Origin of the sequence: Arthrobacter sp. YC-RL1, from assembly GCF_001454985.1 — a bacterium.
In the GTDB taxonomy this organism is placed as follows: domain Bacteria; phylum Actinomycetota; class Actinomycetes; order Actinomycetales; family Micrococcaceae; genus Glutamicibacter; species Glutamicibacter soli.
Genome location: NZ_CP013297.1, coordinates 1,911,194 through 1,936,581, shown reverse-complemented (window position 1 = coordinate 1,936,581; position 25,388 = coordinate 1,911,194). Strand labels below are relative to the sequence as shown.

General features: G+C 65.9%; 23 protein-coding genes. 6 read left to right on the top strand and 17 right to left on the bottom strand.

Going from position 1 to position 25,388, the window contains the following annotated elements:
• Nucleotides 1–19 precede the first annotated feature (19 nt).
• Both ATC04_RS09060 and ATC04_RS09055 read right to left on the bottom strand, forming a co-directional pair.
• Nucleotides 20–904 (bottom strand): carbohydrate ABC transporter permease, encoded by an 885-nt coding sequence (locus ATC04_RS09060; RefSeq protein ID WP_197413525.1) that lies wholly within the window; start codon nucleotides 902–904, stop codon nucleotides 20–22.
• Complete coding sequence (locus ATC04_RS09055) at nucleotides 901–1,752, bottom strand: sugar ABC transporter permease (RefSeq protein ID WP_197413524.1); 852 nt, start codon at nucleotides 1,750–1,752, stop codon at nucleotides 901–903. The genes ATC04_RS09060 and ATC04_RS09055 overlap by 4 nt, the downstream gene beginning before the upstream one ends.
• Nucleotides 1,753–2,185: 433 nt before the next feature.
• Here ATC04_RS09055 and ATC04_RS09050 point away from each other — a divergent pair, with 433 nt between their 5' ends.
• Both ATC04_RS09050 and ATC04_RS09045 read left to right on the top strand, forming a co-directional pair.
• On the top strand, nucleotides 2,186–2,989 hold the full coding sequence (locus tag ATC04_RS09050) for a DeoR/GlpR family DNA-binding transcription regulator (RefSeq protein ID WP_047119209.1): 804 nt from the start codon (nucleotides 2,186–2,188) through the stop codon (nucleotides 2,987–2,989).
• Nucleotides 2,986–3,678: an HAD family phosphatase gene (locus ATC04_RS09045; RefSeq protein ID WP_047119210.1), complete on the top strand. Its 693-nt coding sequence runs from the start codon at nucleotides 2,986–2,988 to the stop codon at nucleotides 3,676–3,678. Before ATC04_RS09050 ends, ATC04_RS09045 begins: the two co-directional genes overlap by 4 nt.
• Here the strand turns inward: ATC04_RS09045 and ATC04_RS09040 are convergent.
• The 11 genes from ATC04_RS09040 to ATC04_RS08990 form a co-directional block, all read right to left on the bottom strand.
• Nucleotides 3,675–5,339: a hypothetical protein gene (locus ATC04_RS09040; protein WP_052772379.1), complete on the bottom strand. Its 1,665-nt coding sequence runs from the start codon at nucleotides 5,337–5,339 to the stop codon at nucleotides 3,675–3,677. The genes ATC04_RS09045 and ATC04_RS09040 overlap by 4 nt on opposite strands.
• The gene (locus ATC04_RS09035) at nucleotides 5,339–6,268 is read right to left on the bottom strand and encodes an ABC transporter ATP-binding protein (RefSeq protein WP_047119211.1); all 930 of its coding nucleotides are present in this window, start codon (nucleotides 6,266–6,268) and stop codon (nucleotides 5,339–5,341) included. The genes ATC04_RS09040 and ATC04_RS09035 overlap by 1 nt, the downstream gene beginning before the upstream one ends.
• Before the next feature lie 10 nt (nucleotides 6,269–6,278).
• Complete coding sequence (locus ATC04_RS09030; protein ID WP_160309083.1) at nucleotides 6,279–6,950, bottom strand: TetR family transcriptional regulator; 672 nt, start codon at nucleotides 6,948–6,950, stop codon at nucleotides 6,279–6,281.
• Between the two features lie 88 nt (nucleotides 6,951–7,038).
• Nucleotides 7,039–7,755, bottom strand: a complete 717-nt coding sequence (gene bioD, locus ATC04_RS09025; RefSeq protein WP_047119212.1) for a dethiobiotin synthase — start codon at nucleotides 7,753–7,755, stop codon at nucleotides 7,039–7,041.
• Entirely contained in the window at nucleotides 7,752–8,933 is a 1,182-nt protein-coding gene (locus ATC04_RS09020; RefSeq protein WP_047119213.1) for a cytochrome P450, read from the bottom strand. The genes bioD and ATC04_RS09020 overlap by 4 nt, the downstream gene beginning before the upstream one ends.
• Nucleotides 8,930–10,120 (bottom strand): aminotransferase class I/II-fold pyridoxal phosphate-dependent enzyme, encoded by a 1,191-nt coding sequence (locus ATC04_RS09015; protein WP_052772381.1) that lies wholly within the window; start codon nucleotides 10,118–10,120, stop codon nucleotides 8,930–8,932. Before ATC04_RS09015 ends, ATC04_RS09020 begins: the two co-directional genes overlap by 4 nt.
• Nucleotides 10,113–11,474: an adenosylmethionine--8-amino-7-oxononanoate transaminase gene (bioA, locus tag ATC04_RS09010; RefSeq protein WP_047119214.1), complete on the bottom strand. Its 1,362-nt coding sequence runs from the start codon at nucleotides 11,472–11,474 to the stop codon at nucleotides 10,113–10,115. Before bioA ends, ATC04_RS09015 begins: the two co-directional genes overlap by 8 nt.
• Nucleotides 11,471–12,724, bottom strand: coding sequence for a biotin synthase BioB (gene bioB, locus ATC04_RS09005; RefSeq protein WP_047119215.1), 1,254 nt, complete (start codon nucleotides 12,722–12,724; stop codon nucleotides 11,471–11,473). The genes bioA and bioB overlap by 4 nt, the downstream gene beginning before the upstream one ends.
• A gap of 506 nt (nucleotides 12,725–13,230) precedes the next feature.
• The gene (locus ATC04_RS09000; RefSeq protein WP_047119216.1) at nucleotides 13,231–13,791 is read right to left on the bottom strand and encodes an HIT domain-containing protein; all 561 of its coding nucleotides are present in this window, start codon (nucleotides 13,789–13,791) and stop codon (nucleotides 13,231–13,233) included.
• 27 nt (nucleotides 13,792–13,818) lie between these two features.
• The gene (gene thrS / locus ATC04_RS08995; RefSeq protein WP_047119217.1) at nucleotides 13,819–15,834 is read right to left on the bottom strand and encodes a threonine--tRNA ligase; all 2,016 of its coding nucleotides are present in this window, start codon (nucleotides 15,832–15,834) and stop codon (nucleotides 13,819–13,821) included.
• Nucleotides 15,835–15,942: 108 nt separating this feature from the next.
• Entirely contained in the window at nucleotides 15,943–16,590 is a 648-nt protein-coding gene (locus tag ATC04_RS08990; RefSeq protein WP_082123905.1) for a helix-turn-helix domain-containing protein, read from the bottom strand.
• 79 nt (nucleotides 16,591–16,669) lie between these two features.
• Here ATC04_RS08990 and ATC04_RS08985 point away from each other — a divergent pair, with 79 nt between their 5' ends.
• Nucleotides 16,670–18,247, top strand: coding sequence for an MFS transporter (locus tag ATC04_RS08985; protein WP_047119218.1), 1,578 nt, complete (start codon nucleotides 16,670–16,672; stop codon nucleotides 18,245–18,247).
• Here the strand turns inward: ATC04_RS08985 and ATC04_RS08980 are convergent.
• The gene (locus tag ATC04_RS08980) at nucleotides 18,238–18,753 is read right to left on the bottom strand and encodes a DUF1648 domain-containing protein (RefSeq protein WP_047119219.1); all 516 of its coding nucleotides are present in this window, start codon (nucleotides 18,751–18,753) and stop codon (nucleotides 18,238–18,240) included. The two genes, ATC04_RS08985 and ATC04_RS08980, sit on opposite strands and share 10 nt — an antisense overlap.
• Before the next feature lie 242 nt (nucleotides 18,754–18,995).
• On the opposite strand from ATC04_RS08980, the gene ATC04_RS18785 reads away from it, so the two are divergent.
• From ATC04_RS18785 to ATC04_RS08970, 3 genes are all read left to right on the top strand, one after another.
• Complete coding sequence (locus ATC04_RS18785; protein ID WP_082124057.1) at nucleotides 18,996–19,571, top strand: GNAT family N-acetyltransferase; 576 nt, start codon at nucleotides 18,996–18,998, stop codon at nucleotides 19,569–19,571.
• Between the two features lie 147 nt (nucleotides 19,572–19,718).
• Nucleotides 19,719–20,159: a VOC family protein gene (locus ATC04_RS08975; RefSeq protein WP_047119220.1), complete on the top strand. Its 441-nt coding sequence runs from the start codon at nucleotides 19,719–19,721 to the stop codon at nucleotides 20,157–20,159.
• A gap of 102 nt (nucleotides 20,160–20,261) precedes the next feature.
• Nucleotides 20,262–20,846: a hypothetical protein gene (locus ATC04_RS08970; protein WP_047119221.1), complete on the top strand. Its 585-nt coding sequence runs from the start codon at nucleotides 20,262–20,264 to the stop codon at nucleotides 20,844–20,846.
• A gap of 5 nt (nucleotides 20,847–20,851) precedes the next feature.
• Here ATC04_RS08970 and dnaE read toward each other — a convergent pair whose 3' ends face one another.
• From dnaE to ATC04_RS08955, 3 genes are all read right to left on the bottom strand, one after another.
• Entirely contained in the window at nucleotides 20,852–24,301 is a 3,450-nt protein-coding gene (gene dnaE / locus ATC04_RS08965; RefSeq protein WP_047119222.1) for a DNA polymerase III subunit alpha, read from the bottom strand.
• Nucleotides 24,302–24,334: 33 nt separating this feature from the next.
• Nucleotides 24,335–24,643: a DUF6504 family protein gene (locus ATC04_RS08960; protein ID WP_231736074.1), complete on the bottom strand. Its 309-nt coding sequence runs from the start codon at nucleotides 24,641–24,643 to the stop codon at nucleotides 24,335–24,337.
• A gap of 221 nt (nucleotides 24,644–24,864) precedes the next feature.
• Nucleotides 24,865–25,368, bottom strand: a complete 504-nt coding sequence (locus tag ATC04_RS08955) for a nuclear transport factor 2 family protein (RefSeq protein WP_047119224.1) — start codon at nucleotides 25,366–25,368, stop codon at nucleotides 24,865–24,867.
• Nucleotides 25,369–25,388: the final 20 nt, after the last annotated feature.

Here is a 25,388-nt window from a genome sequence, read left to right as displayed (position 1 = left end):
GGATTTCGAGGTTTACGGCCTAGCGCCGCACTGCGGCGCCGGCCATGCCGTTGATGATGTACTTCTGGGCGAAGAGGAAGAGCAGCAGCATCGGCAGGACAATCATCAGCGTCGCGGCCATGATCATGCCCCAGTCGTCCAGTCCCTCGGATTGCTTCAGGAACATCAGGCCGATGGGCATCGTGCGCATATCGAGGGTGTTCGTGACCAGCAGCGGCCAGATGAAGTCGTTCCATTCGTCGATGACCGCGATCAGCGCCACGGTGATGACCGCCGGCTTGGACATCGGCAGCACGAAGGACCACAGCTTGCGCAAATGACCGGCCCCGTCGAGTTCGGCCGCTTCCAGCACTTCCTTGGGCAAGCCCATGAAATGCTGGCGCAGCAGGAAGGTTCCGAAGGCGGAGCCGAGCCCCGGCAGGATGATGCCGGCATAGGTGTTGATCAGCCCGAGATTGCTGATCGTCGAGTAGTTCAGCAGCAAGGTGACATGGCCCGGAACCATGAGCGCGCCGAGCACTCCCAGGAACAGCCACTTCTTGCCGGGGAAGGGCAGAAATGCGAAGGCGTAGGCGGTGAGGGCCGCGAGCGCCACTTTCACCGTGGCGCCGACGGTGGTGACCAGCAGCGAATTCATGAAGAACTGGTCGAATGGCGCGGCGGCCAACGCCGCCGAGAAATTCTCGGTGGTTGGCTCGCTGGGCCACGGTGTGAATGGCCACTGGTAGATTTCGTCGTTGGGCTTGATCGCCGCCAAGACCATCCAATAGGCCGGCACCAGGAAAACCAGTGCGATCAGGCCCAGCAGCAGGTAGCTGGCGAGATGGGGCTTCCGGCGCTTGGCCGGTGGACGACCGCCGGCCGCGGTTGTCGTCTCACGTGTAGGGGATGCCAGGGCGCTCACGAGTAGTGCACCTTTCGTTCTGCGAATCGCATCTGCACCGCGGTGACCACGAGCAGGATGATGAACATGAAAACCGAGGAGGCTGCCGCGGATCCGATATTGAATTCCTGGAATCCTTGCTCGTAGATGTACCAGCTCAGCGTCGTGGTTGAACCTGCCGGCCCGCCGCTGGTCATCATGGCGATCAGGTCGAATGCCTGGAAGGCGCCAATGATCTGGGTGACGCACAGGAAAAAGGTTGTCGGCGTCAGCAACGGCCAGACGATTTTGCTGAAAGTCTTCCATCGGCCAGCGCCGTCCAATTGCGCGGCTTCAATGACGTCACGTGGAATCGACTGCAATGCGGCCAAGTAGACGATGGCCACGAAGCCCGCACCCTTCCACACTGCAACGATGATCAGCGCGGATAGCGCCATGTCCGGATCGGTTGTCCAGTGAGGCGAGTCCATGCCGATGGCGTTGAACAACAGCCGCGACAGACCGTAGTTGGGGTCGAAGACGAACAGCCAGACCGCCGCCACCGCAGCACCGGAAATAACGTGTGGCGTGAAAGCCAAGGTGGACACGGCTTTGGTGCCCTTGGCACCGCCGTTGAACAGCAGCGCCATACCCAGACCAAAAACGAGGCTGGCTCCGACCACTGCCACGACCCAGATCAGTGTCCGCCGCATGACGTCGACGAAGCCGGGATCGGTGAAAAGCGCGGTGTAGTTGTCCAGGCCGACGAAATTCGGGAACGGGGAGATCATGTCCCAGTCGGTGAGGCTCAAGAGCAGATTTCCCAGGATCGGCCAATAGGCGAAAACTGCAATCAGCAGCAGGTTGGGAAATGCGAAGAGCGCAAACAATAGGTATTTCCGGCCGTTCCTTGTTTGCGGTTCCGCGGGAGTCTCTATCGGGGACTCGGTATGAAGGGCCTTGGCTGCGCCAACGGTGGGCGACGTTCGGTCGGTTTCGAGAACCGTCATTCTCATGCCTCTCAAATTTCACATGACTTCTTGAGATTTCACGTACTCGAGAACGATAGTTTCACCCGGCCCACAGGCGGTCAACTCACCCATTCCATGCGATTCAGGTCACAAATGAATTTACTTAAATTGCAGGAATTCGCAGATTTACAAGGGAGTTTTCCATTTTTGTTCAACATCGCGCGCCTCGGTCCATCTGCACGACATGAACGCGACAAGCCAATTTCAGGCGAAGTTCATTTAGGGTTCATAACTATTTTTAAGTGAAATCACTGGATGGGGTAAGTTGTTATAAACCCCTGAAAGGCAGGCCATGAGCACACCTAAGACCGGAACCCGGCCGCAGCGGCTTGAAGAAATTCTCCAGTTGCTACTGGACGATGAAAAGAGCTCGGCGCAATCCCTCGCGGCTCGTTTCGACGTTTCCGTCATGACCATCCACCGCGACCTCGACGAGCTGCAACGCCGCGGGATGGTCCGCAAATTCCACGGCGGCGTCTCCGTCGCCCGCACGGGGAACCATGAGATCGCCGCCTCGCTGCGGCGCAACATCGCGACCGAGAACAAGCAGCGTCTGGCGCAGTGTGCGGCTGGTTTGCTCGCTCCGGGGCAGTCGCTTTTCCTTGACGACTCAACCACCGTGGCATTCATGGCGCCGGCAGTCGCCAACATCGACGGGCTTGGCATCTCGACGAACTACCTGCCATTGCTCAACACGCTGGCCGAGGGCGGTGCCGCTGAGGTGCGGGCCATCGGCGGAACCTATGACCACAGCCACGAGTCGTTCCTGGGGCTGGCAGCGGTGCGTGCAGTGCAGGAGCTGCGCGTCGACATGGCCTTCGTTTCCACCAGCACCGCCGATGCCGATGGCTTTTACCACCAGGAAGAAGCGATCGTCGAGTTGAAGATGGCGATGCTTCGCTCGGCGCGGCGCAGGGTGTTGCTCATGGATTCGAGCAAGCTCGGCCAGAGCTCCATGCACCGCCTTGGCGGGTGGGACAACGTCGACGACCTGATTACCGATGCGCTGGCGCCGGCGGACTTCCTGGGCCAGCTGAAAACACTGGGGGTCCGGGTGCACGTGGCCCCCGACGCGATGGAGGGAATCACCGAATGAACCAGGAACTTCCACGCGCGGTGCTGTGGGACATGGACGGGACGCTGGTCGACACCGAACCCTACTGGTTCCTGGCGCAGCGCGAACTGCTCGGCCGCTACTCGATTGCGTGGACCCAGGAGCAGGCGCATGAGCTGGTCGGCAGCGCACTGCCGGATTCGGCCGCGTTTTTCCAGCAACTCGGGGTTCCGTTGCCTGCCGACGAGCTGATCGGTACGCTGATCGGCAAGGTGGCGGCACGCACCCGGGCCGAAATCCCGTGGCGTCCGGGCGCCAGACGGCTGTTGCAGGAGCTGGACTCCTTGGGTGTCCCCTGCGCGCTGGTCACGATGAGCCGCGGCCCCCTGGCCCAGGTGCTGCTCGATGCGCTGCCGCCGGATACCTTCGACGTGGTGGTGACCGGCGAAATGGTGCGGTGCGGCAAACCCGATCCGGAACCGTACCTGCTGGCAGTGCAGCAGCTGTGCCGGAGGCACGAGCTGCCGCAGGAGGCAGCCCGTGCCATGGTCGCCGTCGAGGATTCGCCGCCCGGAGTGCGCTCCGCCCTGGCGGCTGGGCTGTGCACCGTCGGAGTGCCCAACATGGTGCCACTGGAAGCGCTGCCCGGACTGGTGCGGTGGGACAGCTTGGCGGGCCGGTCGGCCGCCCAGCTCGGTGCACTGGTGGGCCGGCCGGTCCCGGCAGGCTAGTTCGTCAGCACGTCGCGGCGGTTGAATCGGGCCATGCCCGCAGCTCCGAGTGCCAGTGAAATCAGCAGCAGCACCGCCGGCGGGGTCCAGCTGAAGTCCTCTGCCGGAACCCTCGGGATGGCACCGAACGGCGTGGCGCGGATGACGTCTTCCGACAGCGAGAATAGCCCGCCGAACATCGCCGCCATCACCGAAATGCCGTAGACGGCCCAGGTGATCGCGGTGGTGGATCGCGGCAGGTAGCCGAAGGTCAGCAGCTGCAGTCCCAGCATGGAGAGCACCGCCGTCCAGAAAGCCAGGGCTGCGCCCGCGAGCTGTCCGGGATCGGCCGACCCCTGCGAGGCTGCGCCGGTAAGGTATCCACCCAGCACCAGCATGAACCCGGAGCCGAGCACGGCGATCAGCAGGTGCGCGCTGAGCCAGGTACCGCGGGACAGGGAGCCTGCCAGCTGCTGCTCCAGCCGTCCGCCTTCCTCCTCGCTGCGCGCCGCGCCCAGACACTGGATGGCGAAGGCTCCGGCCAGCAGGGCGTTGAAGAGCACGAAGATGCCCAGCACGCCGTCGAGCATGCTGTGCCCGGTGCCCACGAAGTTACGGGCGAACGGGTTCTGCGGATCCAGCAGCGAGCTCATGGCCTGCGCCACGGAGCCGAAGAACAGGCCCGAGACGGCTGCTCCGATGAACCAGCCGACCAGCGAGGAGCGCTGCAGGCGCAGCGCCAGTCCCAGCGCGGTAGTGGTGAAGTTTCCGGCCGCGGCGGGACCCCGGCGTTCGGGCAGCAGTCCGGCGCCCAGGTCGCGGGTGCTTTCAAGGCGCAGGGCGAACAGGCATCCGGCCAGGCCCAGGCCGACCAGGGCGAGCAGCGGCCACCAGTTGTCCTCGCCGAAGGCGCGCATGTTCTGCGCCCAGCCGACGGGCGAGAACCAGCTCAGTGCGGTGGGGTCGACCCCGTCGGCCTGCAGGTCGGCGGCGGCGCGGATGAAGTAGAACAGCCCGATCAACGCCACGCCCAGCGAGTTCGCCCCACGGCTGGTGGAGGCCAGCTGGCCGCAGATCGCGCCCAGGCCGATGAAAGCAAGGCCGGTGCCGGCGATGGACGCGCCCATGACCCAGCTGCCGTTTGCCGGCAGCGCCACCGCCAGGCACAGCAGGCTGATCAGCAGGCCCGCGACCGCACACAGTCCCGCGGCAACCAGATAGTTCGCCGTCGGGTAGGCATGGCGCCCCAGCGCGGTGGAGCGCAGCAGTTCGGTGCGCCCGGCTTCCTCATCGGCCCGACCGTTGCGGGTGACCAGGAAAACCACGGCGAAGCCCAGTGCCACCGCGAGCGTCATCCAGATCTTGATGACTAGGATGCCTCCCAGCGAACCAGCCGCATAGGGCAGGCCGGTCATGGCGGCCACCGCAGGGGTGTTGGCCACCTGCGCGTAGGCGTCGCGCGCGGCCTGCGTGGGGAACGCCTGCTGCTGCGAGTCGTAGACCACCGGGATCATCGAGGCCAGCACCAGCGCCCAGATGGCCAGGCGAAGCCAGTTGCGGCGCAGGATGAACAGCGCCGCGGTGCCGGCCCCGGTCAGGGTGCCGGTGCCGCGCCTCGAGGCGGTCGGGTGCACCAGGTGCTCGGCCGGCGCATGGCGCCCGCGGGCGGTTCCGGTGCTCATCACCGCTCGCCTCCCCGGGTCGCGGCCGGCTGGGCCGGCGCGTCGGAGTAGTGGCGCAGGAACAGGTCCTCCAGCGAGGGCGGGGCGCTGACGAGGTTGCGCGGCGAATGCGCCGCCAGTGCCGCCAGCACACCCGGAAGCTGCGCCGGATCCACGCTGAAGTTGACGGTGGCGCCGGCCAGCTGCAGCTCCTCGATGCCCGGCACCGCGGCCAGCTCGGCGGGGTTGCCGGAGATCTCCACGCTGACCTGGGTGCGCTGCAGGTGGCGCAGGTCGGACAGGCGGCCGGCTTCCACGGTCTGCCCGTCGCGGATGATCGTGACGGTGTCGCAGAGCTTTTCCACCTCGGCGAAGATGTGGCTGGAAAGCAGCACGCTGCGTCCCTCGGCGGCGGCTTCGCGGATGCAGGAGGTGAAAACCTGCTCCATCAGCGGATCCAGCCCCGAGGTCGGCTCGTCCAGCAGCAGCAGTTCGGCATCGGAGGACAGCGCGGCGACCAGGGCGACCTTCTGGCGGTTGCCCTTGGAGTAGCTGCGGGCCTTCTTCGTGGGGTCCAGATCGAAGCGCTCGAGCAGTTCGGCGCGGCGGCGCTCATCACTCTGGCCGTGCAGCTTGGACAGGATGCTGATAGCCTGCCCGCCGGTGAGGTTGGGCCAGAGGTTCACTTCGCCGGGGACATAGGCCACCCGGCGGTGCAGGGCGACCGCATCTTTCCAGGGGTCTGCGCCGAGCATGCGTGCTTCTCCCCCATCGGCCTTCAGCAGGCCGAGCAGGATGCGGATGGTGGTGGACTTTCCCGAACCGTTCGGCCCGAGGAATCCGGCGACCTGGCCTGTTTCTACCCGAAGGTCCAGGCCCGTCAGGGCGGCGGTGCGCCCGTAGTTCTTTGTCAGTCCGCTCACTTCAATGGCCGGGATGGTGGTGGCCATGGTGTGCTCCTTACCGGGATACGGTGTCTCCCGCGGATCCCGCGGGCGGGATATGCGCTGCGTCGGAGGCCAGGTACTCGTTGAGGTATCCCGGGTCGGCGAACAGCCCTTCGGTGTACAGCTCCAGCGTGGGCAGGGCGATTTGTCCGTAGTAGTCCTTGACCACGGTGGAAAAGTCTTCCGGATCCTTCGGCGGGTACAGCGCAAAGTAGAGCACCAGCGCTCCCAGCGACTGCAGGATCAGGTAACGTGCCCGGGCCGGCTCGTTGCGGCTCGGGACGATCAGGCCGCTGGATACGGCTTGGTCCAGCAGGGCGAGAGCCTCGTTGATCAGCTGTTCGGTGAACTGCCTTCCGGCCTGCGCGCCCTCGCGCGCGGAGCGCAAGATGTACAGCAACAGAACCCCGCTCTCCCGCGAGGTAGGCAGGTGGTTGAGCACCTGGCCGGGATTGACGCGCAGGGACTCTTCCTTCAGCCGGCGGTAGCGTTCGAGTACCGTGGCATCGCACTCGGCGCGCAATGCCTGTTTGGACCCGAAGTGGTGCCGCACCAGCCCGGCGGTGACCTGTGCGCGGGCGGCGATGGCCCGCAGGGATTCGTCGAATCCCTGCGCGGCGAAGGCCTCGATTGCGGCGTCGCGCAACCTGGCCCGTGCGGTCAGATCATCCTGGGCTGTACTCACGTATAGGAGGCTACTCCGGTGTATAGGAGTTGGCAATGGGTTTTTCCTACGGGTTTCAGTCCCTTGTTTCGCCCCGGTTCAACCGGTCTCAGCGAACCGCCGCGGCACGCAGCTGGGTGAGCGCCATTCCCGCGGTGAGCAGGGATTTTCCTGTGTCACCTGCGACCAGGCCGGAGGGCATCGCTCCGGCCCAGTGCCAGCCGTGCCGTGCCGCCAGCTGTTGCAGGTTCTCCAGGTTGCTCCGGTGCAGGACGGTCGGCTGCGCGGGGTAGCTTCCCAGCAGCAGGGTACCGGAGGCGAATCCGCGGTTCACGGCCGCCTCCAGGGTCAGTGCGGTGTGGTTCAGGGTTCCGAGGTCCGGGCGCGAGACCACCACCAGCGCGGCCCCGAGCGCTCGGGCCAGATCCGCGATGTTCTCCCCTGCCGCGGTGAGTTCCACCAGCAAACCGCCTGCACCTTCGACCAGCACGGTGTCGTAGTCCGCGGCCAGCTGGGTGATGCGTGCCAGATGGTCGGCCAGCACCGGAAGCTTCGCCACGGCGGCGGACCCGCCCTCGACCAGCGCTGCGTCCACCGGCGCCATGGGCTCGCGCAGCCGGATGCCTTCGGCAACCACCAGGCCGGTCGGATGCCCGAGCCAGGCGGCGATGTTCTGGGCATCGCCGGCCTCCCCTGGCTGTACCCCGGTCTGGGTGGGTTTGTAGACCGCGACGCGGCGTCCGGCGGCAAGCTCCCGGGCGGCCAGGGCGGCGGTGGCGACGGTTTTGCCCACATCGGTGTCGGTTCCGGTGATGACGTGGATCATGGCTGGGTCCTTTCGAAAGTGGCGCGGCGAACGCGGACTGTAGTCGGTGATTGGAAGGAAACCAGATGGCCCCAGGGTTGGTTGCTGTCGACGAGTTCCAGTTTGGGCCATGCTTCGGCGGCGGTGCGCAGCACCACCTCGGTTTCCATGCGGGCCAGTCCAGCGCCCAAGCAGCGGTGCAGCCCGAAGCCGAAGACCAGGGAATCGTCCCCCAACTCGGCCAGTTGGCCGCCGGACAGGCGCAGCACCAGTTCATCGCCCGGGGCGAAGCGTTCACCGTCCAGCTCCGTATCGACCCGGGTGATGCGGCGCCAGGTGGGGACCGAGCTCGCTTCCAGGAGCACCCGCTGCACTACCCTGGCACTGACGGAGTCGCCGGTGGCCGGATCGGCGCAGTCGGCCCAGTCGCCGTCGTGCAGGGCGCAGAACAGCGCGCTTTGGATGAGCATTGCGGTAGTTTCTTGCCCGGCGATGCCCAGGAAGTAGGCCAGCGAGACGATGCGTTTGGCGTCCACCCCGGCCCGGTGCAGCGCGGCGTAGAGGTTTTCGTCGTCTCGCGCCAAGGCATCGGCCACCGTGCCGCGCAGCCAAGCGTGGTATTCGACGGCGCTGCGGGCCAGCTCCTGCTGGCGCTGCGCATCAGGCCAGCCCCAGAACAGTTCCAGCGAGTCCCGGCTCCATCGTTTGAGCTTCTCAACCGGCGGCACCGGAGTTCCGGTCAAGCGGGCCATGACCTCCGGCGGGATGACGGCGGCCAGCTCGACGGCCAAATCCAGCTCCGCTCCGGCATCGAGCTCTTCGCGCAGCTGCCGGCACAGCTGCCCGGTGCGTGAGGTGATGAACTGAGTCTGCGCGGCGACCTTGGCGGGGCTGAAGAAGCCGGCGACCACCCGGCGCACGGCCAGGTGTTCGGGGCCGGTGGCGCTGGCGAGCACCGGCGGCAGCGCGAAGCGTCCGCGGGCCAGGATGCGCAGCGTGGCAGGAGCCAGTTCGACCGCTGCATGCAGCGCGTTGGCCGGGGTGAAGTCCTCTGCGCGGCGCAGGATTTCGCGGACCGTCGCAGGGTCTTCGATGCTGCGGTAGCGTCCGGTTACCGCATTCGGCAAGACCTCCTGCAGCGGCCGGGCCAGGGGTGCGCCGGACGCTGCCGACAGGGTTCCGGCGTAGGGGCAGCTCATGCTTCAACCTCCAGGATGGCGCCGATGACGCTGCGCAGCGCGGCGGCCAGGGTGTCGGGATGGTGGTGCGCGTGGGCGGTCAGCCGCAGCCGGGACACGCCGTCGGGCACGCTGGGCGGGCGGAAGCAGTTCACTGCGTAGCCGCGGTCGCGCAGCAGCGCCGCGGCGGCCGCGGCCTGCGCGGGAGTGTTCATGCGCACCGACTGCACGGGGCCCGCCGAGGCTTCAATACGGTCGGCCAGCCGCGGCTCGGCGGACAGGGTGTCGCGGATCAGCCGGGTGTTGGCCGCCAGTTGCGCGATCCGCTCGTCGGTGGCCAGGCCCAGCGCGGCCAGCGCCGCGCCCGCGGCGGCCGGGGCCAGCGCGGTGTCGAAGATGAAGGTGCGGGCGGTGTTCAGCAGGTGCTCGCGCCACAGTTCGGCGTCGTCTCCGCCGAGCAGCACCGCGCCGCCCTGGGCGCCCAGCGCCTTGGACAAGGTGGCGGTGGCCAGCACGTGTCCGGTCTGCTCCAGTCCCGCCGCGCGCACGGCGGATCCACCGGGCACCGTCGCCAGCGAATGCGCCTCGTCGACCAGCAGCACCGCCCCGTACTCGGCGCACAACGCGGCAGCCTGCTCCAGCGGTGCGGCGTCGCCGAGCACCGAGTAGAGCGATTCGAGAACGAGCACCACGCGCGGCTTGGGGGCCGCGGCGTCGCGGTTGGCGCGCAGCAGCTGCTCGGCGGCGTCCAGGTTGTTGTGCTCGAAGCTGTGCCAGGCGGCGCCGGAGAGCTTGGACCCGTCGAGAAGGCTGGCGTGGGCGTGGGCGTCGAGCAGGAACAGGCTGCCCGGTCCGCCCAGCGCGCCGAGCACCCCGAGGTTCGCGGTGTAGCCGCTGGAGAACACCAGCGCCTGCGAACGGCCGGTGTAGCTGCACAGGGCGGTTTCCAGCTCGCGGTGGATTTCCCAAGTGCCGGAGGCGACCCGGCTGGCCGAAGCGCCGGCGCCAGCGATGCACAGCGCGTTGATGGCCCCGGTGCGCACCACCGGGTGCGCACCCAGGCCCAGGTAGTCGTTGGAGGCCAGGTCGTAGCGGGTGGAGCGTGCGCTGTCGGTGCGTTGCATGTCCCGCTTGGCGCGCACCGCTGAGCGTCCGCGCAGCCAGCCTTCCCAGGCCGTGGTCGCAGGAGCGAGCGTCAGTTCAGCCACCGTGGACCTCCGATACCGCGCCGGTCAGGGCCGTGCCCAGGGTCTGCAGCTGCCCGTCGGTGCAGATGTACGGCGGCATCACGTAGACCAGGTCGCGGAACGGGCGCACCCAGGCGCCGCATGCAACGGCGGCGCGGGTCACCTCCGCGACCTTGACCGGTTCGTGCAGCTGGATCACCCCGACCCCGCCGAGTACCCGCACCTGCCGCACGGCCGGCAGCTTCCGGGCGCCGGCCAGCGAGCTGTTCAGCCCGCGTTCAAGCCGGGCCACCTGGGCCTGCCACGGCGCAGGTTCGGAATCGGCCGCGCCGGGGCCGGCGAGCAGGTCCAGCGAGGCGCAGGCCACGGCGCAGGCCAGCGGGTTTCCCATGAAGGTGGGACCGTGCAGCAGCGCGGATCCGGCGGTGGCTCCGCCCGAGGCCAGCGCCCGGGCGATCTTGTTGGTGCAGAGCATCGCGGCCAGGGACAGGTAGCCGCCGGTCAGCGCCTTGCCCACGCACATGATGTCCGGCTCGATGCCTGCGTGCCCCACGGCGAAGAGCTTGCCGGTGCGCCCGAAGCCGGTGGCGATCTCGTCAACGATCAGCAGCATCCGGTGCTCGTCGGCGATCTCGCGCAGCACCTGCAGCACCCGCGGCGGGTAGATGAACATGCCGCCGGCGCCCTGCAGCAGAGGTTCGCAGATGATGCCGGCCAGCTCTGCGGCGTGTTCGGCGGCCAGCCGGCGGGCCCGGGCTGCCCAGAGCTCCAGTTCGTCCTCGTCGCAGAGCCAGTCCCCGGCGATGGTGCGCTCGGCGGCGGGCGGGCGCGGCAGGAACAGCTGCTCGCTCGCCAGCGGGGCGAAGGCGGCGTGCATGCCGTCGACCGGGTCGCACACGCTCATGGCGGCGAAGGTGTCTCCGTGGTAGCCCCCGCGCAGGGCCAGGAAGCGGCGGCGTTCGGGCCGTCCGCAAGCGTCCTGGTACTGCAGGGTGAGCTTGAGCGCTACCTCGACGCTGATGGATCCGGAGTCGGCCAGGAACACGTGGCGCAGTGCTTCCGGAGCGAGCCCGACCAGCCGTTCGGCCAGCTCGATGGCGGGTTCATGGGTCAGCCCGCCGAACATCACGTGGCTGAATGTATCGATCTGCGCATGCGCGGCGGCGTCCAGCACCGGGTTGCGGTAGCCGTGCACCATGGACCACCAGGAGGCCATGCCGTCGATGACCCGATGTTCGGCGCCGCGGGCATCGCGCAGCGTGAGCTCGGCCCCGCCGGCCTCGCTCACCGCGTAGAGCGCTCCGGCATCCAGCGGCGCGTAGGGGTGCCAGAGCATCCCGGAATCCCTGCTCAGCAGGCCGGTTGCGGTGCTCATGCGTTCGGTCCCTGCTGGGTTCCAGCGCCGCGGCGGCGCAGCACCGGTTCGCGCGCGGCTCTCGGTCCGCAGCCGGTGGCGGCACTGCCGCAGCCCGGTGCGTCGGCGGACGAGGCCGGGCCGCAGCCGGTGCCGCAGCCGCTGGCGCAGCCGCCGGCCGGGGCTTCGTGGGCGGAGGCCGCGTGGGCCGCGTGCTGCAGGCGGCGGGCCACCTCGGCCGGGCTGGAGGCCTCCTGGCCCAGGACCACGAAGCCGGCGTCGGCGATCATGTCCAGGTCCTTGGCCGCGCCCTGGCCTTCGCTGGTGAGGTAGTCGCCCAGGAAAATCGAGTTGGCGACCTCCAGCGCGGTGGACTGCAGCGAGCGCAGGTGCATTTCGCGGCCGCCGGCGATGCGCAGCTCCTTGTCGGGGCAGGTCAGGCGCACCAGGGCCAGGATCCGCAGGCAGGCCAGCGGGGTCAGCAGCCAGGTGCCTTCCATCGGAGTGCCGTCGAAGGGCATCAGGAAGTTGACCGGGATGGAATCCGAGCCCAGCTCGCGCAGTGCGAACACCGCCTCGACGAGCTGCTCCGGGGTTTCGCCGAGGCCCACGATGAGCCCGGAGCAGGAGGACAGCCCGGCGGACTGCGCCTGCTGCACGGTGTCCACCCGGTCCTGGTAGCTGTGCGAGGTGCAGATCTCCGGGTAGAGCGATTCGGAGGTGTTCAGGTTGTGGTTGTAGGCGTCCGCCCCGGCGTCCTTGAGCCGCGCGGCCTGCCCGTCCTTCAGGATGCCCAGGCAGGCGCAGACCTCGACCTGCGGGTGCTCTTCCTTGAGCTGCTCGACCATGGTGGCCACGCGGTCCACGTCGCGGTCGGTGGGGCCCTTGCCAGAGGCGACCATGCAGACGCGGGAGGCGCCGCCGGCGATGCCGTAGCCGGCCTGGGCGACTGCCTCGTCGGGCTTGAGCCAGGTGTACTTCAGGATTTCGGCCTTCGAGCCCAGTCGCTGGGAGCAGTAGGTGCAGTCTTCCGGGCACAGGCCCGACTTCAGGTTGACCAGGTAGTTGACCTTGACGGTGTTGCCGAAGTGCTTGCGGCGCAGGGTGCCGGCGGCGCCGACCAGCGGCAGCGTGGCGAAGTCGGGGGTGGCCAGCACCGCCAGCGCCTCGGCCTCGGTGAGGCGGTGCCCGGCGGCGATGCGGGCGGCGAGCTGGTCTGCGTCGAGCGCCGCCGGTGCGGCGGTATCTGCGGCTGCGGTGTTCAAGGTCATGGCGGTGCCTTTCGATCGCGAACCCGTTCCGGAGCGCTGCGGGGGCGCGAGTTTTTACCCGCCACAGCTTCCTTGAACGGTGTTCAATGTGTATTGATTACACACCGTACACCCATGCCGGAGTTTTCTTGAACACCGTTCAACTGTGTGTCGCGAAGATCCGAAACCACGCGGACTTTCGCAGCTGGCCCGGATCACCCGGGGCGCAAGAGCGCGGCAGCCGCTGCGCGGTGAGGTCATTTTCCCTTGATTTTGGCGGAATTCGAAGGTTCGCCGGCGCACTTCCCAGTCCCTGCAGGATGCGCCGCCCCGTGGATCCGCCAAGCCCCGGGGCTCGCCGCGTCCACGCACCGACTTGCCGAACTCGATCACCCCTCCATCCGGCGTCGATCACCGGCGCGGCTGTTTTCGGGCAGCAAAAAGCGCGCCGCGGCCCGAGGGATTTCTCCTTCGGGCCGCGGCGCGCTCATTCAACGTTGCAGGCCTGCTTGCAGCCGGCCTTCGGCCTATTCGACCTCCAGCCAGGCGGCGGCGATGGCTTCGCGCACCTCGGACAGGGTCTGCGGGATCGCCTTGGTGCGGGCGATGATCGGGAAGAAGTTCCCGTCGCCGTTCCAGCGCGGCACCACGTGCTGGTGCAGGTGCGCGGCGATGCCAGCTCCCCCTGCCTCGCCCTGGTTCATGCCCAGGTTGAAGCCGGCCGGGTTGGACACCGCGCGCAGCACACGCATCGACTTCTGCGCCAGGGCCGCCATTTCAGCGGTCTCCTCCAGCGTGATGTCGGTGTAGTTCGGCACGTGGCGGTACGGGCAGATCAGCAGGTGGCCCGGGTTGTACGGGAACAGGTTCAGGATCACGAAGCAGGTTTCCCCGCGGTGCACGATCAGCGCCTCGCTGTCGGTGCGGTGCGGACCGGCGCAGAAGGGGCAGCTCGCCTCGTCCTTGACCTGGTCCTGGCCGCCCTTGATGTAGGCCATCCGGTAGGGAGTCCACAAGCGTTGGAACGAGTCGGGCACGCCGGCGAGTTCGAAGTCGTCGGTGACCTGTGCGTCCTGCGGATACTGCATGCTGGTGGACTCCCTATTCCGGTGTGCTTAGTTGTTGTTGTCGCGGCTCTTGATGGCTTCGACGATGCGGGCAACCGCCTCGTCGACAGGAACCTGGTTGTCCTGGCTGCCGTCGCGGAAGCGGAAGGAGACCGCGTTGGCTTCGGCATCCTCGCCGCCAGCGATGAGCACGAACGGGATCTTTTCCTTGGACGCGTTGCGGATCTTCTTCGGGAAGCGGTCCGAGGAGTCATCCAGCTCCACACGCACGCCCTGAGCCTTGAGCTTCGCGACGACCTCGGCGAGGTAGTCGTTGAAGGCCTCGGCCACCGGGATGGCGCGAACCTGCACCGGGGCAAGCCAGGCCGGGAAGGCGCCAGCGTAGTGCTCGGTGAGCACACCCAGGAAGCGTTCGATCGAGCCGAACTTGGCGGCGTGGATCATCACCGGCTCCTGGCGGGAGCCGTCGGCTGCCTGGTACTCCAGGCCGAAGCGTGCCGGCTGGTTGAAGTCGTACTGCACGGTGCCCATCTGCCAGGTGCGGCCGATGGCGTCCTTGGCCTGGACCGAGATCTTCGGGCCGTAGAACGCGGCGCCGCCCGGATCGGCGACCAGCTCGACGCCGGTTTCGGTGGCAACGCGCTCCAGCACCGCGGTGGCTTCCTCCCACTGCTCGTCGGAGCCGATGAACTTGTCCGACTCGGGATCGCGGGTGGACAGCTCCAGGTAGAAGTCGTCCATGCCGAAGTCCTTGAGCAGGGACAGCATGAAGTTCAGCAGGTGCTCGACCTCGGACGGGGCCTGCTCCTTGGTGACGTAGGAGTGCGAGTCGTCCTGGGCGAAACCGCGCACGCGGGTCAGGCCATGGACCACACCGGACTTCTCGTAGCGGTAGACGTGGCCGAACTCGAACAGGCGCAGCGGCAGTTCGCGGTAGGAACGTCCGCGGCCGCGGAAGATCAGGTTGTGCATCGGGCAGTTCATGGCCTTCAGGCGGTATTCCTGGCCCTGCTTGGTGATGTTGCCGTCTTCATCGCGCTCTTCATCGATGTGCAACGCCGGGAACATGGTGTCCGCGTAGTACGGCAGGTGGCCCGAGGTGTGGAACAGCCCGTCCTTGGAGATGTGCGGGGTGCCTACGTACTGGAAACCCGCTTCCACGTGGCGGTCGCGCACGTAGTCTTCCATCTCGCGCTTGATGATGCCGCCCTTGGGGTGGAACACCGGCAGGCCGGAGCCCAGCTCGTCAGGGAAGGAGAACAGATCCAGCTCGGCGCCCAGCTTGCGGTGGTCGCGGCGCTCAGCCTCGGCCAGGCGCTCTTGGTAGGCCTTGAGGTCCTCCTTGGTCGGCCAGGCGGTGCCGTAGATGCGCTGCAGCTGCTTGTTCTTTTCACTGCCCAGCCAGTAGGCGGCGGCCGAACGGGTTAGCGAGAAGGCGTTCTTGATCAGCTTGGTGTTCGGCAGGTGCGGGCCGCGACACAGATCCTTCCAGACCGTTTCGCCGGACTTGCGGTCCACGTTGTCGTAGATGGTGGTTTCGCCGGCGGCGACCTCGACGGTCACGCCTTCGCCGGAGGTGTCGGCCGAATCGGCCTTGGCCAGCAGCTCGCACTTGTACGGCTCGTTGGCCATCTCGGCCTTGGCTTCCTCCGGGGAAACCTCGCGGCGGGAGAAGAGCTGGTTCTGGTTGACGATCTTGAGCATCATCTTTTCCAGCTGCTTCAGATCTTCGGGAGTGAACGGCTCGGCGACATCGAAGTCGAAGTAGAAGCCGTCGGTGATGTACGGGCCGATGCCGAGCTTGGCATCGGGACGCAGCTGCTGCACCGCCTGGGCCATCACGTGGGCGGTCGAGTGGCGCAACACCTCCAGACCCTCAGGATCGGCGATGGTTATCTGGGTGACAGTGGTTCCGGCTTCGAGTTCGCGGGACAGGTCTCGCAGTACGCCGTCGACGTGCATGACTACAACGTCTTTGTCTTTGGCGAAGAACTGCAAACCGGTCGTTCCCGCGTCCACCTGTACCTGCTCGCCGTCGATGGTGAGAGTCAGCTGCTCGCTCATGAGATCGGGTTCTACCTTTCAATCTGTGATGGCTTCATAGCTTGTGGCATACCTTGGCCACAGCCAGCCAGAACCCAGTTTAGTTCAGCATTGCGCTGCGCAACCGGTTCACTTCGGCTTTTGTGCCGTTTGTCCGCCCGAGTGTGACCCGTTCAACAGCTCATCGGCCGACAACAGCCCCGAATAGTGCCACAGCTTGCGCTCGGAGGCCGGCTGCGAGCTGGCGATCTTCCCCTTCTTCTGGTCCTCGCGGAAGGCCGGGATCACCGCATCCAACCGGCGCTGCAGCTCCTGGCGCTCGTCCTCGGTGAGCATCAGGTTGCTGGTGCTCAGCCGCGCCAGGTCCGCCCTGGCCTCGCCGCTGTCGTACCAGCGCTGGGCGTGGGCCAAGGTGGCTTCGAGGCGACGCTGCTCGTCATGGATGACCTGCCCGAGGTAGGCGTTCATGGCGGTAGCCGAGCCATCCTCGGTGCGGTCGGCGGGCTGGCCGGTGGTGTAGCCGGTGGCGGCCGGGCGCCAGACGCGGTCGCGCTTGTCGCGCGCCAGCTCGGGAGCCTCCTCGATCATCTCGGCCTTGGCCAGCTCGCGCAGGTGGAAACTGACCTTGTTCGGGGCAAGGCCCAGCAGCTCGCCGATATCCGAGGCGCGCCCGGTGCGCATGGCCGCCAGCGCATCGAAAATCTGCCGGCGCAGCGGGTTGGCCATGGCCTTGAGCATGGGCGTGGTGAACGTGACGTTCGACTGAGCTTGAGTCATGGATTCAGCATAGCAATTGCTCAAATAAAATTGCGCAAGTTCTATTGCGCAACTTTATTTGCAGGTCTATGGTTGGCGCATGACCACGGATCAGACTCCCCTGCTTCAGTCGCAGACGGCCGACGCCGGCGCACAGCGGCTGCCGGCGTTGCGCCACCAGCGCGGCTACCGCATCTGGTGGGTCGCCGACACCACGGCCCTGCTGGCCGGCGGCATCTACGCCTTCGTGCTGCCGCTGATCCTGCTGGCACTGACAGGTTCGCCGGTGCAGGCAGGCACGCTGGCAGCCGTAGGCCTGGCCGCGCGGGCCAGCCTGACGCTGCTCGGCGGCTCCGTGGCCGACCGTTCCGACCGGGCGCGCATGATGCTCCTCGGAGGGATTTGCGGTGCGGCGCTCACCTCGGCACTGGCAGTGGCCAGCACCAGCGGGTCGCTGAGCGTCGCGGTGCTGTGCGTCGCCCACGTGCTCATGGAACTGCGCGGAGGCTACTTCGGCACGGTCACGAATGCCGCGCTGAAGGACGTGGTCCATCCCAAGCAACTGGGACGAGCCATGGCCTCAAACCAGGGGCGCGATTCGGTGCTCATGCTGGGAGCCGCCCCGCTGGGCGGACTCCTGCTCGGACTGGGCGCGGCATTTGCCCTGCTTGCCGTCAGTTTCCTGCAGCTGCTCGCCGCCGTTTCGGGATTCGGGCTGCGCGGGCCGTTGCGCGCGGCAGAGGCCGACTCCAAGCCCGTGGAAAACTCCCCTGCCGGCAGCGCACCGGTCTCCCCCGGCATCGCGGCAGGCATGCGGTGGTGTTTCGCCAGGCCGCAGCTGCGCAGCCTGCTGCTCCTGATCACCGTCATCAATATCGGAACCAACGGGCTGAACACGACGTTGATCTACGGGTTGCAGCAACGCGGCGAAGCCCCCTGGGTGATCGGCTTGGTATCCACCTTCATGGGACTGGGCATGTTCGCCGGCTCGCTGTTCGCCGGACGCCTGATCGAGAAGTTCCGGACCGGGGTGCTTGCCTGCAGCTGCTTGAGCGTTCTGGGCGGCGCGATGCTGCTCATGGGGTTCAATACGAACCTGATCTGGCTGGGCGCCATGCTGCTGATCGCCTACCTGAGTGTTCCGGCGCTGAATGCGTCGGTTGGAGGCTATTTCATGGCAGTGGTGCCACGGGAGATGGCAGGACGCGCCAACTCCCTGATCTTGTTCATGGCCCTGTCGGTTTTGCCGCTGGCGCCGTTTCTCACCGGGCTCGGCCTTCAGTGGCTGGGTATGGGGCCGACCTTGCTGTTCTTCAGCTCCCTGGTGATCGTTGCAACCGTCGCCGCCTGGTGCTCACGGCACGTGCGCGGCATCCCGCACCCGGATCACTGGACCAGCGAACCGGCGAGCGCAAATTCTCAGATCGAAGCGGAGGCGAGGGAATCTGCAGACGTGGTGTCTACAGAGAGCGAGCTGCCGCAGGCTCAAGGAGAACCGAGCATGAAAAACCATCCAGCATCAAGGTCGTCAGTTTCTGCCGGGAGGCTTGGCTTGCGCCGCATCCCCAGCAGTGAACAGCGCAACCATCACGCGCCGCGCAGTATCGATCAAGAGTTCCGTGCTCAGCGTGAGCGCTATTTGTCTTCGCCGCGCAATGAGCAGTGGATCTACCTGTGATTGGGTGATGTGGTCTCTGCGACATGCCCCGAAGCCCGCACGAGGCGAATGATCCCAATGATCGTCACCACGATTAGCCCGGTTCCCGCCGCGGCGACGACCCTCCCTCCTGCGGTCGAGACGAAGTCCAGCCCGTTGCTTGCATGGAGCACGCCGACGCAAAGCCCGACCCATACAAGGAGGCGTTCGCCTTCGCGGTAGAGCGATTGCGCATTCTGTTCGGTGATGCGCGCCGGATAGTTCATGATTCGCGGCTTCGTGGAGACCCACGCCAGCAGGGTTTGCGTGATAGCCATGGTCAGCGCCAGCCAGAGCACACTTGATTTTGAGCCGAACGCGTCTGCTTCACCGCGGATGTTGAAATGCGTGGGGACCGTCGTCGGCATCTTGGGGTAATTGACCAAGAGGGTGATGACGGTACAGGCGACCAGCATGATCCCCAGGATACGCAAGGTTTTGGTTACTGCGCCGGTTGTATAGGTGCGTGGTGGTCGATTATCCAACATGAATTTGCGGGCTCCATACGTTCGACCAGGTGGGTATCGTTTGCAGTCTACGGACCCACACAGTTCCGCTCAAATACGCTGGGTGCACTGTTGTCGGCTCGCAGCCTAGTATCGGTCCGGCAGTCCGCCCCTATTCGTCGGAGGCGGTTCAGCGACAGCGATCGGGATTGACGGCGGCCCTCTCTCAGGGAGGAACCGGCGATACGACGATGGCGCGAAGCCTGTTCTGGTTGAATTGGCACATGCCTGAGTTGACAAAGCCAGTGTTTTCGCCCGGGGACCTCTCCCGAACTGCTCAGCCGGTGATATCCGATGATGAATTGCGGCTGCGACCATGGGTAGCCACCGATGCAGCGGTCATCGAGGAAGCTTTCCAAGATCCCTCGATCATCCAGTGGCACGGGCGAACCCTGAATACGGCTGAAGCCCGCGCGTGGGTACTGCATTGGGAGGGTCGTTGGGAAAATGAATCCGGGGCCGGGTGGGCGATCTCCCATCGAGGCGAGGTTGTAGGGCAGATTAGTTTACGCCGCGTAGATCTGTCGGCAGGCTCTGGCGAAATTTCCTATTGGGCTCTGCCGAATGCGCGTGGGCATGGTTTCGCTTCGAAGGCATTGAGTGCCCTCACTGTGTGGGCATTTGTAACCGCAGGATTTCACCGTCTCGAACTTTCGCACTCAGTGGATAATCCGGCGTCTTGCGCAGTGGCCCGCAAGTGCGGTTATCGCTACGAGGGAACCAAGCGACAGCAGGCCCTGCACATTGATGGTTGGCACGATATGCATCTGCACGCGCGTCTTTCCTCCGACACCGCGTAGCTAAGAGCTTCCGCGCAGGCCGCAAGGGAACGGCTAACTGGTATGAGTTGGTTATTTGTACTCCCAGCCCACTGGAACGGTTTGAGAATCAGCGTCTGGCTATCCCTAGACCTATCATTCGAGGTCACCGCCCCCTAGGCTGGTCATATGAACAAGTCGGCCCCGCCGACCATCAGCGCGATCACCCTCGGCGTGCGTGATGTCGGTGTTTCAACCAGGTTCTATACCGAGGGACTGGGTTTCGAGCTGGTGCAGCCAGCCCACCCGGAGATTGCCTTTGTCCGCGCCGGGCATTCCTTGATGCTGGCCTTGTGGGACATTACGCAGATGCCCAACGAGTATGGCGACATCGGGCACGGTGAGAAAGCTCCCCCAGTTTCATTGGGGCACAATGTGCACACCGATGCGGAAGTTGAACAGCTCTACCGGCGAGCGCTTGATGCCGGGGCCCAGTCCATTACGGCTCCTACCGTGCAGCCGTGGGGCGGGATGAGCGCCTGCGTGGCCGATCCGGATGGGTTCCGCTGGGATTTTGTGCACAATCCGTCATTTGTCATTGATGCGGACGGCCACGTGTCCTCGGTCTAATAACTTCAACGAGCAGTAAGGGCGTCTCGGCTTATACTCAGACATTCGATTCGGTCAATGGGGCTATCTCGCTGCCACTATTGATGTGTCAAGATTTTCCCTATGACTGATGATGAGTATGAGGCTGAGAGATCTAAAATTATGCACAAGTTGCGTCTTCCGGTTATTCGGAACACGCTGGCATTTGCAGGGCTCTTTCAAATCACGCATGAGCTCATCAAATGGTCCGTCATCGAACGCACCAAGTTATTTTTCGGTTTCGTTCAAGTTGGAGATAGCAACGAATGGCTTGGCGGGGATGATGCTAAATCCGAGTATCAAGATAAGGTCCTGAGCCGTGCGCCCAAAAGTCCTTTCCGTGCATCCTTATCTTGGTTGGTCCACATGGGTGCGCTCTCCGATAGCCAGTCCATAGTTCTAGAACGCATATACCTCCACAGACACGATCTCACTCATGAACTACTCAAATATGTTGTTGACTCTTCTCAGAGCCCGGACGTTGAACTGCTTCTTGAAGCCGTATCGATTTTCAAATCTTTGGACCGTTTCTGGCTAGAAGTCGAAGTAGAAATTGGAATGCTGGACAAATTTGGAGACGTTTCTGTTGAAGAAATCGATAGTGGCACTAGTTTGGCATTGACTCTCTGTCTGCAGGCCTATCTCGAGGGCCTAGAACAAGAAATCTAGATAGGTCAGGCTCCACGCTGGTCCAGGCCTTCGGCGTTCATGCGGCGGGCGAGTTCTCCAACGGTTTCGGTGGGGCTCTGTCCGAGCTTGGGCCGGTAGCTGGGGCGCGGGCGCGCTGCGGAGTCCAGGTATCCGGCGGCGGGCAGGGTTTCGGGCTGGTGCAGGTCCCAGGCGTTCAGCGCCTGCAGCGAGATGCCGCGGGGTCCGGTGCGCCGGGTGATGCCGTGGATGAGCAGCATGCGGGTGGAGAACAGCAGCGGTCCGGTGCGTTGCTGGGTGTCGTCGAAGAAGGTGGCGTCGATACAGCCGGTGCCGTCGTCCACGGAGATGAACACGACGCGTTTGCCTCCGCGCATGGGCGGGGTCTGGGTGGCCACGCGCACCCCGGCGACCAGCACCTCGGTGCCGTTGCGCAGGTGCAGCAGCTCGATGGCCTGGGTGATCGGCAGGTGGGCCAGGCGTTGCCGGTAGGAGGTGATGAGGTGTTCGCTGGCGTCCAGGTGCATGAGGTCCAGTTCGGTGCGGATGATCTCGGCCGGTTCCAGCTGCGCTCCGGTGTTATTGATGTGTTCGATCTGCCCGAGGTCGAGGGTGAGCTGGCCGGGGCCGGGCCGGTATTTGGCCGGCAGGCTGGTGCGGGCCATGGACTGGGTGTGGGCGATGGTGTCCGCCCGGCTGGTGCCGGTGAGCAGGGAGTCGAAGACACCCAGGGCCGCGAGGTTCTGGTAGGTGCGCCGGGACAGGCCGGCGCGGTGGCGCACGTCGGCCAGGTGCTCGTAGGGCTGCCCGGCGACCAGGCGTTCGACCTCTCGTTCGCTCATCTGGTGGATGTCGCGGAAGGCCAGGCGGACACCATAGCGTCCGGGGCGCAGGGTTCCGGGCGCGCGGGGCACGGCGGGGGCCGCGGCGGAAGCGTATTCGAAGATACGTTCGACTCGGTAGTGCCCGGTGGAGCGGTTGATGTCCAGCGGCAGGATGGGGATGCCCATGCGCCGGGCTTCGGAGACCAGCAGCCGCTTGGGGTACATGCCCGGGTCGTGTTCCCAGATGCCGGCGAGGAAGGCTTCGGGGTGGTGGGCCTTGAGCCAGGCCGAGTGGTAGGTGGGTACGGCGAAGGCCGCCCCGTGGGCCTTGCAGAAGCCGAAGGAGCCGAAGCCCGCCAGCACCGTCCAGACCTTGTCGATGGTTTCCGGGGTGTAGCCCTTGGCGGCGGCGCTGGCGCGGAAGTATTTTTCGACCGCCGGTTCCTGGACGGGGTTGCCCAGGTGGCGGCGGTAGACATCCGCCATGCCCAGGCCGCAGCCGGTCATGGTGTCCAGGATGCGCAGCACCTGTTCGTGGAAGACCACTACCCCGTGGGTTTCGGCCAGCGCGGGCTTGAGTTCCTGGTGCAGGTACTGTTCGGGGGCGAAGCCGTGGCGGTGCTCCAGGTAGGGCTTGACCATGTTGGACTGCATGGGGCCGGGGCGGAACAGCGAGATATCGATGATCAGGTCGTTGAATTCGGCGGGGGCGAGCTTGCCGATCAGCTCGCGCTGGCCCGGGGATTCGATCTGGAAGCAGCCCAGGGTGTGGGTGGAGCGGATCAGCTCGAAGGTGGGGGCGTCATCCAGCGGGACCTTGGCCAGGTCGATATGACCGGCCGGGTCGATATAGCTGGTGGTGGCGTGTCCCCCGGCGCGGGCGACCGCGGCCGCATCGGGGTGCAGGCGCGCGATCTCCTGAAGGGTGTAGGCGATGGCCGACTGCATGCGCACCCCGAGCACGTCGAGCTTGATCAGCCCCATGAGGTCCATGTCGTGCTTGTCGAACTGGCTCATCGGCAGGGCGATGCCCGAGGGCTGGACCGGGGTGCGGTCCAGCAGCGAGGCGTCGGAGAGGATGACGCCGCACGGGTGCATGGAGATGTGCCGCGGCAGCCGGTCCAGGCGTTCGGTGGCGTCGATCAGGATGTCCAGCTGGGAGTCCTCGGTGAGGCGTTCGGCCAGTTCGCCCAGCTCCGGCTTCTCGGCGAGCGCTTCGCGGAAGGAGGAGGCGGAAAAGCGCCACAGCTGCTTGGCGATGCCGTCCACCTGTCCGTCCTCCAGGCCCAGGGCGGCTCCGGCGTCGCGGACCGCTCCGCGGGCCCGGTAGGCGTTCTGCATGCTCATCAGGCTCACGCGTTCTTCGCCGAAGCTGGCGAAGATCTTGCGGTAGATCTCGTGGCGGCGGGCTGATTCCACGTCGATGTCGATGTCCGGCAGGGTGGTGCGGGTGTCGGAGAGGAAGCGTTCGAAGACCAGGTCGTGGGCCAGCGGGTTGACCTGGCTGATGCCCAGCAGGTAGTTGACCAGCGAGGAGGCGCCGGAGCCGCGGGCCGCCACGCGCACCCCCATGCCGGTGATGAGCTTGACGGTTTCGGCGACGGTGAGGAAGTAGCCGGCGAAATCCAGCCGGTTGATGACCCCGAGTTCCAGGGACAGCCGCTGCTCGACGGTGTGCTTCGTCTCGTTGGGCAGCAGCCGGGGCACGGCGGCGTAGACGCGTTCGGTCAGCTCCTGCATGGCCGGGCGGTGCAGGCCCAGCACCGAGGCTTCGGGGATGACAGGTTTTTTCCAGCCCAGGTCGCCGGCGGGGTCCAGGGCGGCGAAGCTGGCGACTGTCTCGGTTTCCCGCAGCAGCTTGCGCATCCAGCCGCGTTCGGTGGCGCGGGCGATTTCGGAGGCCAGCTGGCGCATCTCCTGCGGGGACTTGAGCCAGCCCTGCCCGTTGGGCTGGCAGGAGTCCATTTCACTCAGGCTGTTCAGGGTGCGGGCGGAGTCCAGCAGGTCGGCGGTGACCGCGCCGTCGGGGTCGGCGTAGCGCACGGCGTTGCTCAGCACCGCCTTTAGGCCCAGTTCCTCGGCGTAGCGCAGCATCCTGCCGGCTTCCCCGAGGTTGTAGCGGGATCCGGGGGTGGACAGATGGGTGGTGATTTCCACGCGCAGCATGGGGCCTGCCAGTTTTTTCCAGTCGGCCAGCAGTGCGCGGGCCTTGGCATACTGCCCGCGGGCCAGCGCCCGGGCCACGTCGGATTCCCCGCCGACCAGCAGCATGAGGTTTCCGGAGGCCACCCGGTGGGCGAGCTGGCGCCGGGTCAACCCGGGGATGCCGCGGGGCGCCTGGTGGGCTTGGCTGATGCTGCGGCACAGGGCCGCGTAGCCAGCTCCGTTGCTGCGCCCGCGGGCCAGCAGGATGATCCGGCCAACTGCATGGCCCGGGGTGTCGAGCAGTGCCAGGTTCACGCCCAGCAGTGGATGCAGCCCGTGTTCCATGCAGGCGGCTACGTGCTTGACCGCCCCGTAGAGCCCGTCGCGGTCGGTGAGGGCCAGCGCTTCGGCGCCCATGGCGTGCGCGGCGGCGGCCAGCTGGGGCGGGGTGGAGACCCCGTAGTGGGCGCTGTAGGAGGAGGCGACATTCAGGTGCGTGAAGCTCATGCCATCGCCTCGAACATGTATTCGAGTAGCGCCTCAGGCGCTGCGGGCATGCTGCTCGTGCAGGCGGACCAGGCGCCAGCGGGTGCTTTGCGCATCGAAGCTGACATCGATGCTGAACGGCTCCGAACGGCCCGAGGCATCGGCCAGCTGCAGTCGCCACATCTCATAATCGGCCACCCCTGCCCCTAGTCCACGCGGGATTCTCATGTTCTCCTCCCACCATTTGCGGCGTTCGAACCAACGTTCGGGTTCAGCCACCAGGCGGTAGTCTTTCCCTCGCCAGGTGACGCGCAGCGGTATTCCGTTCGCTGCGCGGGTGACCTCAATCGGCTCGGTGAACATGCCCACGTGTGCGCTCCTTACTCAACAAATTCATTCTATTCGAACATGTGTTCGATCGGTAGCTACACTAGTCAGCCCGGCCGACAGTTTGGCGCGGGCCCGGTTTCGTGAACAATTTTTTTGATCAGTTCACCGCTCGCGGCGCTGCTGCGGAAGGTACGGCAAAGGCCCGGAGCCCGAGCGGATGATCCGCTCGGGCTCCGGGCCTTCGACGGGCGCCGCTAGGGTGCCGGAACCGCCAGGAACTCGCCCTCTACGATCTGCACGCTCTCATCAAGCGCGCGGGTCATCGACCAGGTGTCGGTGAAGCGGCAGGCGGACATCTTCCACTGGCCGTCCACCAGCACGTATTCGTCGTCGTATTCGCCGGTCTTCAGGTACTCGGTGCGTTCGGCCAGGTTGACCTGGCGGAAGCGCAGCGTCCAGCGTCCCCGGGCGGTGGTGGGGCTAATCAGCGTGATGTCCGGGTGCATGCCGTGGTGCATGTCGAAGATCACGTGCTTCCCGTCGACCTTCGCCAGCGCCACCTGGGTGAAGATCTCGGCCATCGGCTCCACGTCGTCGAAGGCGCCCATGGGGCCGTAGTCGATGATCGCGCCGCGTTCGATGAAGCAGTCGCGGAATCCCTGCGGGTCCTTGCCGTCGCAGGCGCGCCAGTAGCGGTGCTTGAGCGCCTTGATCTCTTCGATCGCTTCCAGCGCGGCAAGGCGTTGTTCCAAATCCATGGATTGTTCTCCTCAAAATT

Excerpts from the sequence above, each read along its gene's own strand:
- ATC04_RS18785 (WP_082124057.1), top strand. The coding sequence starts at position 18,996 with ATGCCTGAGTTGACAAAGCCAGTGTTTTCGCCCGGGGACCTCTCCCGA.
- ATC04_RS08955 (WP_047119224.1), bottom strand. The coding sequence starts at position 25,368 with ATGGATTTGGAACAACGCCTTGCCGCGCTGGAAGCGATCGAAGAGATC.
- ATC04_RS09035 (WP_047119211.1), bottom strand. The coding sequence starts at position 6,268 with ATGGCCACCACCATCCCGGCCATTGAAGTGAGCGGACTGACAAAGAAC.
- bioB (WP_047119215.1), bottom strand. The coding sequence starts at position 12,724 with ATGACCTTGAACACCGCAGCCGCAGATACCGCCGCACCGGCGGCGCTC.
- dnaE (WP_047119222.1), bottom strand. The coding sequence starts at position 24,301 with ATGAGCTTCACGCACCTGAATGTCGCCTCCTCCTACAGCGCCCACTAC.
- bioA (WP_047119214.1), bottom strand. The coding sequence starts at position 11,474 with ATGAGCACCGCAACCGGCCTGCTGAGCAGGGATTCCGGGATGCTCTGG.
- ATC04_RS08975 (WP_047119220.1), top strand. The coding sequence starts at position 19,719 with ATGAACAAGTCGGCCCCGCCGACCATCAGCGCGATCACCCTCGGCGTG.
- ATC04_RS09020 (WP_047119213.1), bottom strand. The coding sequence starts at position 8,933 with ATGAGCTGCCCCTACGCCGGAACCCTGTCGGCAGCGTCCGGCGCACCC.
- ATC04_RS08970 (WP_047119221.1), top strand. The coding sequence starts at position 20,262 with ATGACTGATGATGAGTATGAGGCTGAGAGATCTAAAATTATGCACAAG.
- ATC04_RS09000 (WP_047119216.1), bottom strand. The coding sequence starts at position 13,791 with ATGCAGTATCCGCAGGACGCACAGGTCACCGACGACTTCGAACTCGCC.
- ATC04_RS09050 (WP_047119209.1), top strand. The coding sequence starts at position 2,186 with ATGAGCACACCTAAGACCGGAACCCGGCCGCAGCGGCTTGAAGAAATT.
- ATC04_RS09045 (WP_047119210.1), top strand. The coding sequence starts at position 2,986 with ATGAACCAGGAACTTCCACGCGCGGTGCTGTGGGACATGGACGGGACG.
- ATC04_RS08990 (WP_082123905.1), bottom strand. The coding sequence starts at position 16,590 with ATGACTCAAGCTCAGTCGAACGTCACGTTCACCACGCCCATGCTCAAG.
- ATC04_RS08980 (WP_047119219.1), bottom strand. The coding sequence starts at position 18,753 with ATGTTGGATAATCGACCACCACGCACCTATACAACCGGCGCAGTAACC.
- ATC04_RS08960 (WP_231736074.1), bottom strand. The coding sequence starts at position 24,643 with ATGTTCACCGAGCCGATTGAGGTCACCCGCGCAGCGAACGGAATACCG.
- thrS (WP_047119217.1), bottom strand. The coding sequence starts at position 15,834 with ATGAGCGAGCAGCTGACTCTCACCATCGACGGCGAGCAGGTACAGGTG.
- bioD (WP_047119212.1), bottom strand. The coding sequence starts at position 7,755 with ATGATCCACGTCATCACCGGAACCGACACCGATGTGGGCAAAACCGTC.
- ATC04_RS09040 (WP_052772379.1), bottom strand. The coding sequence starts at position 5,339 with ATGAGCACCGGAACCGCCCGCGGGCGCCATGCGCCGGCCGAGCACCTG.
- ATC04_RS08985 (WP_047119218.1), top strand. The coding sequence starts at position 16,670 with ATGACCACGGATCAGACTCCCCTGCTTCAGTCGCAGACGGCCGACGCC.